Annotated in this window: 14 protein-coding genes; 5 read left to right on the forward strand and 9 right to left on the reverse strand. The window is 65.1% G+C overall.

Annotation, left to right across the window (positions count from 1 at the left end):
* The coding region (locus tag L995_RS06895; protein WP_047470537.1) for an alpha/beta hydrolase fold domain-containing protein at nt 1–420 on the reverse strand (420 nt) is incomplete at its 3' end.
* 245 nt (nt 421–665) lie between these two features.
* On the opposite strand from L995_RS06895, the gene L995_RS06900 reads away from it, so the two are divergent.
* Nucleotides 666–2,381 (forward strand): cyclic peptide export ABC transporter, encoded by a 1,716-nt coding sequence (locus L995_RS06900; RefSeq protein ID WP_047470493.1) that lies wholly within the window; start codon nt 666–668, stop codon nt 2,379–2,381.
* Between the two features lie 21 nt (nt 2,382–2,402).
* On the forward strand, nt 2,403–3,245 hold the full coding sequence (locus L995_RS06905) for a N(5)-hydroxyornithine transformylase PvdF (protein WP_047470500.1): 843 nt from the start codon (nt 2,403–2,405) through the stop codon (nt 3,243–3,245).
* A 132-nt stretch (nt 3,246–3,377) separates the two neighbouring features.
* Here L995_RS06905 and L995_RS06910 read toward each other — a convergent pair whose 3' ends face one another.
* From L995_RS06910 to L995_RS06940, 7 genes are all read right to left on the reverse strand, one after another.
* Nucleotides 3,378–4,136: a 3-hydroxyacyl-CoA dehydrogenase gene (locus L995_RS06910; protein ID WP_047470503.1), complete on the reverse strand. Its 759-nt coding sequence runs from the start codon at nt 4,134–4,136 to the stop codon at nt 3,378–3,380.
* Between the two features lie 131 nt (nt 4,137–4,267).
* Nucleotides 4,268–5,314 carry an extracellular solute-binding protein gene (locus L995_RS06915; RefSeq protein ID WP_016450487.1) on the reverse strand — a complete coding sequence of 349 codons (1,047 nt, stop codon included), beginning with the start codon at nt 5,312–5,314 and terminating at the stop codon, nt 4,268–4,270.
* A 126-nt stretch (nt 5,315–5,440) separates the two neighbouring features.
* A complete protein-coding gene (locus L995_RS06920; protein ID WP_016454379.1) occupies nt 5,441–6,817 on the reverse strand; it encodes an MmgE/PrpD family protein in 1,377 nt (458 codons plus the stop codon).
* Entirely contained in the window at nt 6,814–7,725 is a 912-nt protein-coding gene (locus tag L995_RS06925; RefSeq protein WP_047470540.1) for a polysaccharide deacetylase family protein, read from the reverse strand. The genes L995_RS06920 and L995_RS06925 overlap by 4 nt, the downstream gene beginning before the upstream one ends.
* A gap of 11 nt (nt 7,726–7,736) precedes the next feature.
* Nucleotides 7,737–8,525: an enoyl-CoA hydratase gene (locus L995_RS06930; protein ID WP_016454377.1), complete on the reverse strand. Its 789-nt coding sequence runs from the start codon at nt 8,523–8,525 to the stop codon at nt 7,737–7,739.
* Nucleotides 8,522–9,718: a CaiB/BaiF CoA transferase family protein gene (locus L995_RS06935; RefSeq protein WP_047218005.1), complete on the reverse strand. Its 1,197-nt coding sequence runs from the start codon at nt 9,716–9,718 to the stop codon at nt 8,522–8,524. The genes L995_RS06930 and L995_RS06935 overlap by 4 nt, the downstream gene beginning before the upstream one ends.
* 14 nt (nt 9,719–9,732) lie before the next feature.
* Nucleotides 9,733–11,043: an amidase gene (locus tag L995_RS06940; RefSeq protein ID WP_047470508.1), complete on the reverse strand. Its 1,311-nt coding sequence runs from the start codon at nt 11,041–11,043 to the stop codon at nt 9,733–9,735.
* Nucleotides 11,044–11,324: 281 nt separating this feature from the next.
* On the opposite strand from L995_RS06940, the gene L995_RS06945 reads away from it, so the two are divergent.
* Complete coding sequence (locus L995_RS06945) at nt 11,325–11,984, forward strand: GntR family transcriptional regulator (RefSeq protein WP_016454373.1); 660 nt, start codon at nt 11,325–11,327, stop codon at nt 11,982–11,984.
* A gap of 169 nt (nt 11,985–12,153) precedes the next feature.
* Nucleotides 12,154–13,476, forward strand: coding sequence for an MFS transporter (locus L995_RS06950; RefSeq protein ID WP_016454372.1), 1,323 nt, complete (start codon nt 12,154–12,156; stop codon nt 13,474–13,476).
* Nucleotides 13,477–13,654: 178 nt separating this feature from the next.
* On the opposite strand, the gene L995_RS06955 is transcribed toward L995_RS06950, so the two are convergent.
* Nucleotides 13,655–14,203 carry a phasin family protein gene (locus L995_RS06955; protein ID WP_016450488.1) on the reverse strand — a complete coding sequence of 183 codons (549 nt, stop codon included), beginning with the start codon at nt 14,201–14,203 and terminating at the stop codon, nt 13,655–13,657.
* A gap of 323 nt (nt 14,204–14,526) precedes the next feature.
* On the opposite strand from L995_RS06955, the gene L995_RS06960 reads away from it, so the two are divergent.
* Nucleotides 14,527–14,988 (forward strand): acyl-CoA thioesterase, encoded by a 462-nt coding sequence (locus tag L995_RS06960; protein ID WP_017404735.1) that lies wholly within the window; start codon nt 14,527–14,529, stop codon nt 14,986–14,988.
* Nucleotides 14,989–15,012 lie beyond the last annotated feature (24 nt).

The following is a 15,012-nucleotide window of genomic DNA, read 5'->3' on the forward strand; positions in this document are numbered from 1 at the left end:
CAGCCAGGCCAGGGCGTCCTGTGCGTCGAGGAAGGCGGTGGGAAAGCGGTGCTCTGGCGCCAGCCGGTAGTCGATGGCCAGCACATTGCAGGGCGTGCCCAGCGCCAGGCTGCGGCACAGGCTGTCATGGGATTCGAGGCCGCCCAGCACATAGCCGCCGCCGTGAAGGAACAGCAGGCAGGGCGAGGCTGTGTGTCCAGGGGCTGCGCGGTAGAGCCGGGCACGGATACGCGCGCCGTCGCGCGTGGGCAGCTCCAGGTCCTCGGTGGGCAGATCGTCGCCCGGCAGGTCCAGCGCCAGCGTGGCGTTGTCGTAGGCGGCGCGCGCCTGCGCTGCCGTCATCTGGCTCATGCGCGGGCGGCTGGATGCCTGGGCGTTGGCGAGTTCAAGAAATGCTTGCAGGTCGGGGTGGAGAGCCATGGCGTCCTTCGGGTGTGCGGCAGACAAGGCAGGGCGGGCCGGTGCAGGGCATGGCGCCCGCGCTGCCCCTTCCCCGTGATGACGCTGGGCGGCGGAATTTGTTCATCGCCTGGGCGGTGAACATTTTTGGCGCACGCACGTCTTGCAGGGAGTAGAGAGCGCTCGCCGTGCGCCGCGCTCCAGGAAACGCCGGGCCGCGCCGGCATTGCAAGGTCATGCGCCCATGGGCGCCAGAGGAATCCCTTATGGAAAACGCCAGCCGACCGCCCTCCGAGGTACTGCGCCTGCTCAGGCCCTTCCTGCCGTGGATGGCGCTGTCCGTGGTCACGGGCATTTGCGCGGGTGGGGCCACGGTGGCGCTGCTGGCGACCATCAACCAGGTGCTCAACCGTCCCGGTGGGCTGGCGGGCGGGCTGCTGCTGACCTTCATCGCCCTGTGCGCCACCGTGCTGGTGTGCCGGGCCGCGTCCGACATGTCGGGCAATTTAGTGGGGCAGCGCCTGGTGGCCCGGCTGCGCAAGGAACTGGCCAGCAAGATCCTGGCCGCGCCCATCGATGCGCTGGAGCGCTACCGCACGCACCGCCTCATGCCCGTGCTCACGCAGGACGTGGACATGATCAGCGACGTGGCCTTCGTGCTGGCCTCCAACGTGATCGCCCTGGCCATTGCGCTGGGCTGCCTGGCCTATCTGGCCCTGCTGTCGCCGCCGCTGTTTGCCATGCTGGTGGTGGCGCTGGTGCTGGGCGTCAGCCTGCAGGCGCTGGCCCAGTCGCGCGGCGTGGCGGGGTTCTGGAAGGCGCGCGATCACGAGGAAGTGCTGCACAAGGCCTACCGCGCCATCAGCGAAGGCGCCAAGGAGCTGCGCATGCACCGCGCGCGCCGGGGCCGCATCTTCGACGGGCAAATCGGCTCCACCGTGGATGCCATCCGCCGCATCAACAGCCGCGCCATCAACACCTATGTGCTGGCCACGGCCTTCGGTTCCGCGCTGTTCTTTCTGTTGATCGCCCTCATCCTGGGCTGGGCCGCGCTGCGCACCACCGAGCCCGTGGTGCTCAGCGGCTTCGTGCTGGTGCTGCTGTTCCTCAAGGGCCCCATGGACCAGATCGCAGGCGCGCTGCCCAACCTGGGCCGTGCCAAGGTGGCGCTGCAGCGCATTGCCGACCTGTCGGCGCGCTTTGCCAGCCCCGAGCCGCACCTGCACCTGGACAGTCCGCCCGACGAGGTCCGCCTGGACCACGGCCTGGAGCTGCGGGGCGTGCGCTATGCCTTCGATGCGCCCGAAGGCGGCAAGGCCTTCGAGATCGGTCCCATCGACCTGAAGCTGGACAAGGGCGAACTGGTCTTTGTGGTGGGCGACAACGGCTCGGGCAAGACCACGCTGATCAAGCTGCTGCTGGGCCTGTATGCGCCCCAGCAGGGCGAGATCCTGCATGACGGCCAGCCCGTCACGGCACAGACGCGCGATGACTACCGCCAGCTGTTCACCACGGTGTTCTCGGACTTCTACCTGTTCGAGGACCTGGTGGCCGGTGGCGAGGAAGGCCAGGCCGCCGCGCTGCCCGAGGCCGCGCTGCCCTACCTGCAGCGGCTGGAGATCGCCCACAAGGTCAGCGTGCGCAACGGCAGCTTCAGCACCATCGACCTGTCCACCGGGCAGCGAAAACGGCTGGCCCTGGTCCACGCCTATCTGGAGGGCCGGCCCGTGCTGGTCTTCGACGAATGGGCGGCCGACCAGGACCCGAGCTTCCGCCACCTGTTCTACACCGAGCTGCTGCCCGAGCTGCGCGCCAGGGGTCACCTGCTGGTGGTCATCTCCCATGACGATCGCTACTTCCACCTGGCCGACCGCATCGTGCGCATGGAGGCCGGCCGCATGGTCCAGCCGCAAGACGGGGCGCAGCCGGTGGCGGCTGCATCGGCCAGTCCCGCCAGTCAAGGCGTGCTGGCCGACATCTGAATTCCTGCTGAATCCACGAACATGGCAAAGACAAAACTCGTCTACATCTGGTCCCTGAGAAACGCCGCCGCCGACCATGCCGGCCAGCACATCGCCTACAAGGGCGCAACGCGCTACATGAAGTCGCCGCTCGAATACCTGGGCGAGTTGCTGGACACCAGCCCGCTGGGCGATATCTACAGCCTGGAGGCCGTGATCCACGACGACGACGAGGCCTCGCCGCGCGACCGCGAAAAAATCGGCGACTACGGCTTCAGCTACCGGCCGGGCGGCCGCTGGTTCTATCCGCCGGATCTGCGCATCCAGGGGCGCAGGGTCAATGACCTGCTCATGGCCGTGCCGTCTTCCTACCGGCGCCTGCCGCTGAACGATCCGCAGCGCGCCGCGGGCAAGCAGATGTTCGAGGCGCAGTTGCAGGACAGGCTGGTGCAGCTGGGTGCCGAGCGGGTGGTGCTGGATGGCCTGCTCGTCATCCTGGACCGGCTCGTGCGGCCCGGTGCCCTGTTCCACCGCAGGATCGCCAACATCCACCCCGGCATCACGCGCCTGGAGTCACCCTATGAACGCCGGGGCGCCTGCGCCACGCTGGACGCGCTGCATGGCGCGCAGGGCCGCAGGATCGTGGACTGGAAGACCATGGAACAGCGCCCGGTCCCGCCCCTGTTCAAGACCGGCGCATCCTTTCACTACGTGGACAACGGCATCGACTCCGGCGAAGTCATCGCCGACGTGCTGGGCACCGACATCGATCCCCAAGACACGATTCTTGAGCTGCGCTGGAACAACTTCCAGCACAGCCTGTTTCCTGCATTGCGCAAGGGGCTGGAGATGATGGCCAAAGAGCCTGCACGCACCATGGCCTGACAACGAACACATCTCCAAAATCGGCGCGCGCCAACATCAGGGACACCGAGGAAGGGCCGCCCCGCACCGAGGGTGTCGTCCCCCCCGCGAAGCGAGAGGGGGAAGCGGCGCAGCCGCTCAGGGGGCTTCTGTTTATCTAGGCGCCAGCCGAATGGCCCCATCCAGCCGGATCACCTCGCCATTGAGCATGTCGTTGTCCAGGATGTGGCGCACCAGCTTGGCATAGTCCTGGGGCGTGCCCAGGCGGCTGGGGAAGGGCACGCCCGCGGCCAGCGCGTCCTGCACTTCCTGCGGCATGCCGAACAGCATGGGTGTGCCGAAGATGCCGGGGGCAATCGTCATGTTGCGGATGCCGTTGCGCGCCAGGTCGCGCGCAATGGGCAAGGTCATGCCGACCACGCCGCCCTTGGACGCCGCATAGGCCGCCTGGCCGATCTGGCCGTCGTAGGCCGCCACGCTGGCCGTGGAGATCAGCACGCCGCGCTCGCCCGTGCTCTCGGGCTCGTTGGCCGACATGGCGGCGGCGGTCAGGCGGATCATGTTGAAGCTGCCGATCAGGTTGACCGTGATGGTCTTGGAGAACAGCGCCAGGTTGTGCGCGCCGTTCTTGCCCACGGTCTTCTCGGCGGGCGCAATGCCTGCGCAGTTGACCAGGCCTGCCAGCTTGCCCAGGCTCACGGCCTTGTCCACCACGGCCTGGCCATCGGCCTCCTGGCTCACGTCGCATTTGACGAAGACGCCGTCGATCTCGCGCGCCACGGCCTCGCCCTTGTCCGCCTGCATATCGGCGATCACCACCTTGCCGCCCTCGGCCGCCAGCATGCGCGCCGTGCCTTCGCCCAGCCCGGAGGCGCCGCCCGTGACGATGAATACCCGGTCCTTGATCTGCATGGAATGTCTCCTTGGTTATCTGACGTTGACGTAAACGTAACTCTCAAATTATGCATGCAGCCCCGGCCGCAGCCATGTCGCGCCCAAGAAAAAGCCCGGCAGTGCCGGGCTGGTGATGGGCGCGATGGGGGTTACTGGAACCCGGCACGGTCCAGCATTTGCTGGACCTTGGTCATGTTCTTGCCCACGGCCGTGATCGGGATGGTCTCGCTCTTGAAGGGCTTGCCGCCGGTCATTTCCTTGAGTGCGGGGTTGTCCAGTTCCACGCCCTTGGCTGCTGGCCACTCGTTGTTGCCGTTGGCAAAGTAGTTCTGGGCCGCAGGGCTGGCCAGGTACTCCAGGAACTTGACGGCGTTGTCCTTGTTCTTGGCATGGCGTGCCACGGCGCCGCCTGCGATGTTCAGGTGCGTGCCCCAGCTGGACTGGTTGGGGAAGACCACGCCGATCTTGCCGACCACGGCCTGGTCCTCGGGCTTGCCCGAACGCATCATGCGCGCCAGGTAGTAGCTGTTGGTCACGCCGATGGTGCATTCGCCCGAGGCCACGGCCTTGATCTGGTCGGTGTCGCCACCCTTGGGCGGGCGGGCCAGGTTGGCCTTCATGCCCTGGATCCAGCCCTCTGCCTTTTGCTCGCCCATGTGTTCGACCACGGTGCCGAACAGGCTCAGGTTGTAGGGATGCGAGCCCGAGCGGATGCACAGCTGGCCCTTGAACTTGGGGTCGGCCAGCGATTCGTAGTTCTGCACGTCGGCAGGCTGGACCTTGGCCTTGTTGTAGACGATGACACGGGCGCGTGTGGACAGGCCGAACCAGCTGATGCCATCGGCCGTGGGCTGGGCGCGCAGGTTGGAGGGAATGGCGTCTTCCAGCAGCTTGGAGTGGATGGGCTGGAACAGGCCATCCACCTCGCCGCGGTACAGGCGCGCGGCATCGACCAGCAGGATCACGTCGGCCGGCGAGGCCTGGCCCTCGGCCTTCAGGCGCGCAATGATGCCGGCGTCGTCGCCGTCCACGCGGTTGATCTTGATGCCGGTGGCCTTGGTGAAGCCGTTGTACAGCTCCTCGTCCGTGGAGTAGTGGCGCGCGGAGTAGAGGTTGACGACCTGGGAGTCGGCAATGGCTGTGCCGGCAGCCACCAGGGCGCAAGCGGCAAACAGGGCTTTCAGGGATTTCGACATGAAGACAGGCCTCTCTTTGTTGGCAAAGCGCGATGATAGGCCAAACGCGAATTGTTCTTAATAAAGGGAAGAGGCTTCCAAAGGTTTTCTCGCCCCAGGGCCTTTGTGCGTTGCAGGGCGCAGTGCTCAGTGCGGCGAGGATGCCGGACGCATCAGCGCAATGATGTCGCGCAGGTCCGTCTGGTCCTGCAACTGGCGCAGCGCCTGCCGCAGTTTCTCGGCCCGTGCACTCGGTACCGGCGGCAGTGCATGCGCGCAGCAGGCGTGGAATTTCGCATCCTGCTCGGCTTCGTTGAGCGGCAATGCGGGGCTGCCAGGAAGATCGGGCATGTCCAGTGACAGCACGCGCCCATTGCAAAGCCGCAACTCCACGCGCTGGGGTGTCATTGCATTGGGGTCGGGGTTGCCGTCGTCGAGCACCTGCACGCGTGAGGCCAGCTCCAGCCTGCGCGGGTCGGACAGCATGGCGGCGTCGAAGTCGTCCAGGCCTACGTGGCCTTGCAGCGCGGCCGTGGCCACCGCGTAGCCCATGCACAGTCTTGCGCTGGCCGAGTCCATGCCGGCGTGCGCCGGCCGGCCTACCAGGCGCACGATGAGTGCAGAGGCATGTACGCATACGCTTGCGATGTCCTGCGCATGCAATCCGTGCTCGCGCATCAATTGCAGTACGGCGCCTATGCCGCTGTGCGTGGCGCGGCCTGTGGGGTAGGGCTTGTGGCTCATGCGCTCGATCTGGAACACATGACCCACGTCGGCAGCCACTTCGTGCCAGCGGGCCTGGCCGGCGTCGAACAGCGCGAAATAGCCAAACGGCCCTTCGAGAATGTCACGCGGCCCAGGAAAACCCGCTTGTGCGAGTTCGAAGGCTGTGACTGCGGCACGCGCGTTCAGTCCTACCTGCAGTCCTACGGCCGGCGATCCCTCGGCATGCGCCTGCATGGTGCCCGACAGATGGCTGTAGGCCAGGCCCAGCGCATCACGCGTGGTGGTCTCGTCCAGACTCGCCAGCTTGCACAGTGCGGCCGTGGCGCCCAGCCCGCCGCACATGGCGGGCCGGAAAAAGCGCATGGGCGCGCGCTGCGCCAGCGCCACATGGATGGCGAAGTCCAGGCCAGCGGCCACCGCCTCTATGAGTTGGCGGCCGTCGATTGCGCCCTCGCGCTCGGCGTAGCCCAGCGTCGCAGGCGCGATGCAGGCGAATGCATGGACCACGGCGCGGTCATGGATGGCATCGAATTCCTGATTGAAGACCTGGTAGGCGTTGAGCATCACCGCACTGGCCAGCGGCAGTCGCTCGCCGCTGGCCCACACCGTGGCCTCTTGTCCCTGGCCCAGGGCCGCTGCCGCCCGGTGCAGCGCGGCCATGCGCGGATGGCGTGAGCCTGACAGCCCCACGCCGACGGCATCGAGCAAAAATGCCTTGGCGGCGTTCACGGCAGGCGCAGGCAGGTCCTCATAGCGCAGGTGCTGTACGTGCGCGACCAGTGTGTCGATTGCATTCATGCAGCACCTCGGTCATGCGTGCAGGTGGGTGGCGGGCACTGCTGCGCATACCAGGCATGCAGGGTGGTGCCTGTCACGAAGCGGGTCATCGGATGCTGCTGTAGCCGATCCAGCATGGACTCGAAATCGGGCAGGCGATGGGGGACTCCCATCAGATGAGGGTGCAGGCCCAGCGTCAGCACGCGCGGTGAGCCATGCTCGCGCACCTCGTTCTCGAAAACCTGCAGCGTGCTTTCCAGGCGGCGCCCGAACTCGCCCGTGGCGTGCTTTTCCACGGCGTGAATGACCGAATCGTTGAGTTCCAGCGCGTATGGAAGCGCCAGCAACTGACCGCTGGAGGTCTGCATCCAGTTGGGCAGATCATCCAGGCACCAGTCGAATACATGGTCTATGCCGGCCTGGGCCAGCAGGTCGGGCGTTTGCAGCGTTTCTCGCAGGCCCGGCGACAGCCATCCGCGGGGCCGGATTCCGCAAAAGCGTTCTATGCGGTCCAGTGCGCTGGAAATGGCCCCGGCTTGGTCTGAACCACCATCGTGCGACAGCGCGCGCTGGTGCATGCCATGTCCGATGATTTCCCAGCCTGCGTCCAGCAATGCCTGAGCGGCCTGGGGATAGGCGTCGATGACGGTGGCGTTGAGGCTGGCCGAGGCAACAAGGCCGCGGCTGCGAATGGCCGCCATCATGCGAGGCAGGCCGCAGCGCAGACCGTATTCGGCCCAACTGAAGTTGGGAACGTCGGGCAGATTCTCTCGGTCGTGGGGCGGCGTGAGTATGGTGCGCGGCATGGGCTGGTCAAAGGGCCAGTGCTCCACATTGATGACCAGGTGGACCAGGATATGTCGGCCGTCCAATCCGCGCAGCGCTGGCCTGCGGCTGGATAGCTGAAACGGGATGCGGGGATTGTTCATCATGGGTGCGGTCATCGGCCTGTGAATGAAGGGGCGCGCTTTTCCGCAAAGGCGCGGCGGCCTTCTGCATAGTCCGCGCTGTCGAAGCATTGGCGTATCAGTGCCTCTGTGGCCACGGCCTGTGCACTGCTGCCTGGCTGGCGCGAGGCCAGTATGGCTGCTTTCGCGGCGCGCAACGTCAGCGGCGCGTTTGCTGCGATGGTCTCGAGGCGCGCGCGTGACAGGGCTGCAAAGTCTTCCAAAGCAAAGCACTCCTGCACCAGTCCCCTGGCCAGGGCCTGGAATGCGTCCAGCGTGCGTGCCGTGTAGAACAGTTCGAAGGCTGATGCCATGCCTGTCACCTCGACGAGACGGCGCATGTCGGCCAAGCCGTAACCCAGGCCGAGCCGTGCGGCCGGCATGCGCAAGCGCGCGCTTGCGCTGGCATAGCGCAGGTCGCAAGCCAGTGCCAGGCCAATACCCCCGCCCATGCAGGCGCCCTGGATCAGCGCCACGGTCGGGGCGGGAAACCCTGCCAGCGCCTGCTGTGCCTCAGAGACTGCCTGGTTGTAGCGCAGCACAGCCTCGGCGCCATCGCGAACCTGATCGAACTCTGCGATATCAGCGCCCGAGACAAAGGCCTGGCTGCCTGTGCCCTGCAGTGCCAGCACACGAAGGCCATCGGCCTCGCGCAATTGGTACAGCGCCTGCGCCAGCTGCTGCCACATGGCCAGCGTCATTGCATTGCGCCGTTCGGGGTGGCAGATCGTCAAGGTGGCGATGCCGTCGGTCAACGCCTGCTGGATATGGCCGCCGCTCATACCACCCCCTCGCTGCGCATGCGCTGCACATCGGCGGTGCCATAGCCGATCTCGGCCAGCACTTCCTGTGTGTGCTCGCCCCAGCCAGGCGCGGGACGCGCAATGCCGGCAGGCGTGCGCTCCAGGGTGACGGGCTGGGAGATGAGCCGGTAGCTGCTGCCATCGTCGCCGGGGACGGCCTGCGCCACACCCAGATGTCGCACCTGGGGGTCGTCGAACACCTCAGGCATGGAATAGACCGGACCTGCGGGAACACCTGCGTCATTGAGCAGCTTCACCCAGTGGGCTACGTCGCGTTCCCGAAAGCGCCTGGCCAGGGCCTCGTTCAGCGCAGTGCGGTGGCGCACGCGCAGTTTTTCCGACGCGTAGCGCGGGTCCTGCAGCCACGCGGCCTCGCCCAGACAGTCACACAGACGCTTCCAATTGCCCTCTCCCGAGGCTCCCAGGTTGAAGGCGCCATCGCGCGCATTGAACAGGCCCATGGGGCTGCTTGTGGGATGGTCATTGCCCACTTGCACCGGCAGGTCGCCTTCGTTGAGGTAGCGCGCGGCCTGGAAGTCCATCAGCGCTATCTGCGTGTGCAGCAGCGAGCTGTGAATCCACTGACCCAGGCCCGAATGCTCGCGCTCCAGCAAAGCCAGCAGGATACCGACGGCGGCATAGATTCCGGTGCCGCAATCGGCCACGGCCAGACCTGCACGCAGCGGCCCGCCACCAGAAAAGCCGGTGACCGACATGAGCCCACCCATGCCCTGAATGATCTGGTCGAAGCCGGGCCTGCCTGCATAGGGACCGTTCTGGCCGAAGCCCGAAATGCTGGCCAGGATGACGCGGGGGTTGATGGCGCTCAGCTTTTCGTAGGACAGACCCAGCCTGTCCTTGACATCGGGCCGCCAGTTCTCGACCACCACGTCGGCGTCGACCACGAGCTTGCGAAATACCTCCAAGCCCTCGGGCGTCTTGAGATTGAGTGTCAGCGAACGCTTGTTGCGGTTCAGGTTCTGGAAGTCTCCCCCCTGGCGGTCGGCGGCAAACATGGCCTCATTGGGATCGATGCCTGCCGGTGGCTCGATCCGTATCACATCGGCGCCGAAGTCGGCAAGGATGCGCACGCAGGTCGGGCCGGCCCGCACGCGTGACAGGTCAAGCACTCGCAGATGCGCAAGGGCGGGGGATGCGTTGATTTGAGGCATGTTGTCTCCCGGTATCAAGGGTGCACAAAGTGATGGAAGGGCAAGGCAAACTCGTGGGCAAAGGCCAGCAGCAGGCTTTCGCTGCCGGGTGCTCCCACGATCTGGACACTGACCGGACGGCCCCGGCCGTCCTTGCCCACGGGCATGACCAGCGCTGGCAGCCCCAGGTAGTTGATATAGGCGTGGTGGCGGTGCATTGCCGCCAGCGCGCGAGGGTCGAAGCCGGGGCAGGAGGTTGTGACGGTCTCGCGGTCGGGCACGCCTTTTGGCAGGCAGGGCGTCAGCAAAAGGTCGATGCCGTCCAGGCAGGTGGTCATGAAGGCATGGCTCTGTGCCGGTATCTGATGCAAGGCATGGCGATACCAGCCATTTGGCATGGCCCAGCCCGGCAGGGCGATGGCCCTTGTGGCCGGAGCCAGGGTGTCAAGCTCTGTGCGCACAGCGGCCTCCAGTGAAATGGCTGCCTCGGCATGCAGGACGATCTGGGCCAGCCGGTTCAGCCGGCCCAAGTCAGGCGCCGGGCGGTTTTGGATCTGCACGCTGGCGTGCAGGCTCTTTTCGAAGAGGGTCAGCGCAGCCGCCACGCCGGCATCCTCGTGGGTTGTGCGCATTGCGTTGCCGATGCGCCAGCGCGGTGGGGGCTCCGGCGTGTCAGGCCGCGTCGGCAGCATGGCTGTGAAGATGCGGGCCGCATCGGCTGCGCTGCGCGCGATCACCCCGACGGTATCCAGAGTGGGAGCCAATGGCGCCACGCCATCGGAGGGCAGCAGGCCGCGCGTAGGCTTCAGGCCGATCAGGGCGCAGGTTGCCGCCGGCATGCGCACTGAGCCCGCCGTGTCGGTGCCCAGCGAAGCCGCGCAAAGACCCGCAGCCACGGCCACGGCCGATCCGCTGGACGAGCCGCCGACGGCAGCCTGGGCGTCAAGAGGGTTGAGCAGCCGTGGTGAATGGAGGCTCTCTGCCGTGGCGCCGCATGCAAATTCCGCCATGGTGAGCGCGCCCAGGTGCAGTGCGCCCTGCGCCTTCAGCCGTTGCAAGACGGTGGCGGCCGGCCGGATCTGCCCCGTTGTGCGAGGCCGGCCCAGACCTGGCACGTGCAGGCCCGTGTCGAAGACGTCCTTGTGTGCCAGTGGCACGCCGGAGAGCAGGCCGCCGGGTTGGGGCGACGGTGCGGCAAAGATGTGCTCCGCGCAGTGCCACTGCGCGTTGCGGCGCCTGAATTCGGTGGCCAGTGCTGCCGCATGACTGTCATGTGCCGAGGGAGGCAGCAGGGCGAAGCGCCGGAGCATTTCGTCCACTGAAGGAAGCGTCTCGAACTCAGCCATGGCCGGGCTCCGTGCACTCCAGTTCGTTCGCCACGGCGCTCAATCGGGCCAGTGTTTGGGCAATGGCCTGAAGGTCCTGCGGTGGCAAAGCCAGGCCCCGCAGTCGGCAGGCCAGCGCAGCCCAGGCCAGCCAATCATGTGAGCAGTCTTCGTGCATGGTGCTTGTCTCCTGCTACGCTTGTGCATTGATCTAATTTTGAGTGTCATAAATATATTTATGAAAGTCAAGGAAATAAAATCAGGCGGCGACCCGTTCTGTTTTTGCGAAGGGGAGGCTTGCCATGAAGGCTGCTGAGCGCATCCGCCTTTCCATTGAGGAATCCATACGCGACGGCAGCCTGCTGCCCGGGGATGCGGTGGATGAACAGGCGCTGATGCAGACCTATGACGTGTCACGCACACCCGTACGCGAGGCTCTGCTGCAGTTGCAGGCCCAGGGCCTGGTGGTCAATCTGCCGCGCGCCGGCATGGTGGTGGCCAAGATGGATGTGGGCCAACTGCTGGCCATGTGGGAGTTGCTGGCGGAGCTGGAGGGCATAGGCGCAAGGCTGGCCTGCGAGCGCATGACACCAGCAGAGCGCGAGGAGCTGGCCGCCATCCATGAACGCGCGTCAGCCGTGGCGCGTCGAGAGGACGCACAAGCCTGGCAGGAGCACAACCGGCGCTTCCACGAGGCGCTGTACCAGGGGGCGCGCAATCCCTATCTTCGGCAGGAGATCCTGCGTATGCGTTCACGCACCGGTGCCTACAGACGCCATGCATTTTCGGCCTTTGGCCAGACGGCCCTGTCCTGGGCTCAGCATGGAGAAATGGTCGAAGCAGTCCAGGCGCAGGATGCTTCGCGGGCGGCCTCCCTGATGACCCGGCACATGAGTCCTGGCCAGGGCTCGGCCAGTTTCGCGTCGTTCATCGCGGCCCTGCCCAAGCACCTGCTGGCTTGAGCGCACGAGGGCGCAGGCAGGACATCTGCGGGAAGTCCCGGGGTATATAAGTTATTTGCGCGATCAAAAATATATTTATAGAAATCAAAAAAATTTGATCGTGCATCCTGACCTCGCTGTTTCGAGGGGGATGGCTTGTGCAGGCATACCTACCAAGGAACCACCCATCATGGACGCTCTTTCCCCGCAGTTGCCTTTGCCCCAGGCGCTGGTCCAAGCGCCGGCTTTCGATTCGGACGCCGTGCATCGCAAGGTTGCATGGCGGCTGATCCCCTTTCTTGTCTTCCTGTTTCTGTTGGCCTGGATAGACCGTGTCAATGTCGGCTTTGCCAAGCTGCAGATGCTGCAGGACCTGCGATTCAGTGAGGCTGTCTACGGACTGGGCGCAGGCATCTTCTTCATCGGCTACTTTCTCTTCGAGGTCCCCAGCAATCTGTTGCTGCAGCGCATAGGTGCGCGCAAGACGCTGGCGCGCATCACCATCCTGTGGGGGCTGGCGTCCATGGGCATGGCTTTTGTGACCACGCCCGAGGCCTTTTATGCGCTGCGCTTCCTGCTCGGTGTGTTCGAGGCGGGGTTTTTCCCGGGCGTCATGCTTTACCTGACCTACTGGATTCCGGCTGCCAGGCGAGGCCGCATCAACGGATGGTTCATGACTTCCTTCGGCATCGCGGGCGTGGTGGGCGGGCCCATCGCTGGGCTCATCATGAGTGGAATGGAGGCAGTGGCCCCTCTGCGAAACTGGCAGTGGCTGTTCGTCCTGGAAGGCATTCCCTCGGTGATCGCTGGCTTGGTGGTCCTGGCATGGCTGCCCGACAGGCCCTGCCAGGCTCACTGGCTGTCCGAGGCAGAGAAAAGCGCGTTGGAAATGCAACTCGACGCCGAGCGGCAGGGTGCGGGCAAGCATGCAAGCTTCATGCAGGCACTGCGTCTGCCCGCGCTGTGGCTGTGCACGGCGGCGTACTTCTGCATCGTGGGCGGCAATGCCACGCTGGCCTTCTGGATGCCTTCGCTGGTGCGTGAGCTGGGTGTGCACAGTGCGTTGCACATCGGCCTGCTGTCGGCGATTCCGTTCATGCTTGGCACGGCGGCCATGGTGATCAACGGGGCACATTCCGACGCCACCCGCGAGCGCCGTCTGCATTGTGCGGGTGCCACCTTGGTCGGTGCTGTCGGGCTTGCGCTGACTGGCGCCACCATGGGCAACCCGGTGCTGGCCATGGTGGCCTTGAGCATTGCTGCCATTGGTGTGCTGGGCGCTTTCCCGGTGTTCTGGGCCATGCCAGCTTCGTTTCTGACCGGCACAGCGGCTGCTGCGGGCATTGCCTTCATCAATTCGGTAGGCAATCTCGCAGGCTTTGCCACGCCGTTCATGATGGGCTGGGCCAAGCAGTGGACCGGTGGTGTCGGCGCGGGCCTTTATGGAGTGGCCGCAATGCAGCTGGCCGCATCGGCCATTGTGGCTTTGGCCATGCGCAGGCTCAAACCATGAACAGGCCATGGCAGGCGAAAAAAAACCCAGTCCAAGGACTGGGTTTTGAAAGGATCCAGAAACGGGGGTTTCGAGAGGATCCAAGGAGACAACTGGTCAGGTCTTGCGACCCGGGATGCATGCAATTATGAGGGTAATCACTAATTCTTGCACGCAACCCTGTTGTAAGACGGCGTGATCAACGCTTGCGGGTCTGGGCCGACTGGACGGCTTCGCTGGCGGTGTTGGTCACGGCCGTGAAGTTGGCTTCCGCCAGGTCCGAAGCCTGCTTGACGGCCTTTTGCACCGACTCGAAGGCATTGTTGGCAGCCGACACGGCGCTCTTCATCACGGCCACGGCGGTTTCGGAACCTGCGGGTGCGTTCTTGGCGGTGGTGTCCACCAGGGCGCTGAAGTTCTTCTGCAGATCGGACGCCTGGCTTTCGAAGGCCTTGGCCAGCTCGGCACCGGTGCCGCTGGCGATGTCGTACAGGTGGCGGCTGTAGGCAGCGGTCTTTTCAGCCAGGGGCTGGAACAGATTGGCCTGCAGCGACAGCAGCTCCTGCGCATCCTTCACGCTCAGGACGGCCTGGGTGTGCTGGGCGGCTTCGTTCAGTGCGGCGCGCGAGGCGGTCACATTCAGTTCCACCAGCTTTTCAACGCCTTCGAAGGCCTTGCTCGTCAGGCCGAACAGGGTTTCCAGGTTGGCCTTTTGTGCGCTCAGGATTTGGTCAGGGGTCAAGCTCATGTCAGTCTCCAGAAAAACGGACCACAGGGGTCTCGGGTTACGGGGAATTACCTGCGCTGACCTGACTGAGTGTCATGTTGCAGTGCAGCATGGGTCTTATTGTAGGGATTGCAAAAAAGGAATCAAGTACCTGATGCTGCGGTGCAGCAAAAAAATCGGCAAAGCTGTGGGTTTTTTGTAAGTCTTTGATTTTGAATTGATTTTATGTCGGTTTGACGACATTTTTCGGTTTGCATGCTTACTCGCTTGGCGAGTGATTGGCAGCAGTGCGCGTCGTGATGGCGACAGGGGCTGGGGACAGGGCGCATTCGGCCGGCGGCACAATGGCCGCCATGAATGAATCGCCCCCGAGCCGCCCCGCGCCGCAGCCCCGTTCGGCCTATGCGGCATTCCGACGCATCAGCACGCGCTGGTCGGACAACGATGTCTACGGGCACGTCAACAACGTCGTCTATTACAGCTGGTTCGATACGGCGGTGAATGCCCATCTGATCGAGCAGGGCGCGCTGGATATCCACGCGGGCGAGACGATAGGCCTGGTCATAGAGACGCAATGCAATTACTTTGCGCCGCTGGCCTTCCCGCAGGAGGTGGAGGCCGGTATCCGGGTGGCCCGCATCGGTGGCTCCAGCGTGCGCTACGAGGTGGGGCTGTTCGCGCAGGGCGAGCCATTGACGGCGGCGGCCGGGCATTTCGTGCATGTCTATGTGGACCGGCATACGCGCCGGCCTGCCCAGATTCCGCAGGCGCTGCGACAGGTGCTGGAGCCGCTGCTGCGCGGTTGATGGCGTTCGGGGCGCATGCAAGGC

This window comes from Delftia sp. ZNC0008 (assembly GCF_000799035.1).
Taxonomy (GTDB): Bacteria; Pseudomonadota; Gammaproteobacteria; order Burkholderiales; family Burkholderiaceae_C; genus Comamonas; species Comamonas tsuruhatensis.

Bases quoted from the DNA above. Each gene is read 5' to 3' on its own strand.
- L995_RS06920 (WP_016454379.1), bottom strand. From the start codon at position 6,817: ATGAATGCAATCGACACACTGGTCGCGCACGTACAGCACCTGCGCTAT.
- L995_RS06905 (WP_047470500.1), top strand. From the start codon at position 2,403: ATGGCAAAGACAAAACTCGTCTACATCTGGTCCCTGAGAAACGCCGCC.
- L995_RS06950 (WP_016454372.1), top strand. From the start codon at position 12,154: ATGGACGCTCTTTCCCCGCAGTTGCCTTTGCCCCAGGCGCTGGTCCAA.
- L995_RS06915 (WP_016450487.1), bottom strand. From the start codon at position 5,314: ATGTCGAAATCCCTGAAAGCCCTGTTTGCCGCTTGCGCCCTGGTGGCT.
- L995_RS06930 (WP_016454377.1), bottom strand. From the start codon at position 8,525: ATGAGCGGCGGCCATATCCAGCAGGCGTTGACCGACGGCATCGCCACC.
- L995_RS06935 (WP_047218005.1), bottom strand. From the start codon at position 9,718: ATGCCTCAAATCAACGCATCCCCCGCCCTTGCGCATCTGCGAGTGCTT.
- L995_RS06940 (WP_047470508.1), bottom strand. From the start codon at position 11,043: ATGGCTGAGTTCGAGACGCTTCCTTCAGTGGACGAAATGCTCCGGCGC.
- L995_RS06955 (WP_016450488.1), bottom strand. From the start codon at position 14,203: ATGAGCTTGACCCCTGACCAAATCCTGAGCGCACAAAAGGCCAACCTG.
- L995_RS06925 (WP_047470540.1), bottom strand. From the start codon at position 7,725: ATGAACAATCCCCGCATCCCGTTTCAGCTATCCAGCCGCAGGCCAGCG.
- L995_RS06945 (WP_016454373.1), top strand. From the start codon at position 11,325: ATGAAGGCTGCTGAGCGCATCCGCCTTTCCATTGAGGAATCCATACGC.
- L995_RS06910 (WP_047470503.1), bottom strand. From the start codon at position 4,136: ATGCAGATCAAGGACCGGGTATTCATCGTCACGGGCGGCGCCTCCGGG.
- L995_RS06960 (WP_017404735.1), top strand. From the start codon at position 14,527: ATGGCCGCCATGAATGAATCGCCCCCGAGCCGCCCCGCGCCGCAGCCC.
- L995_RS06900 (WP_047470493.1), top strand. From the start codon at position 666: ATGGAAAACGCCAGCCGACCGCCCTCCGAGGTACTGCGCCTGCTCAGG.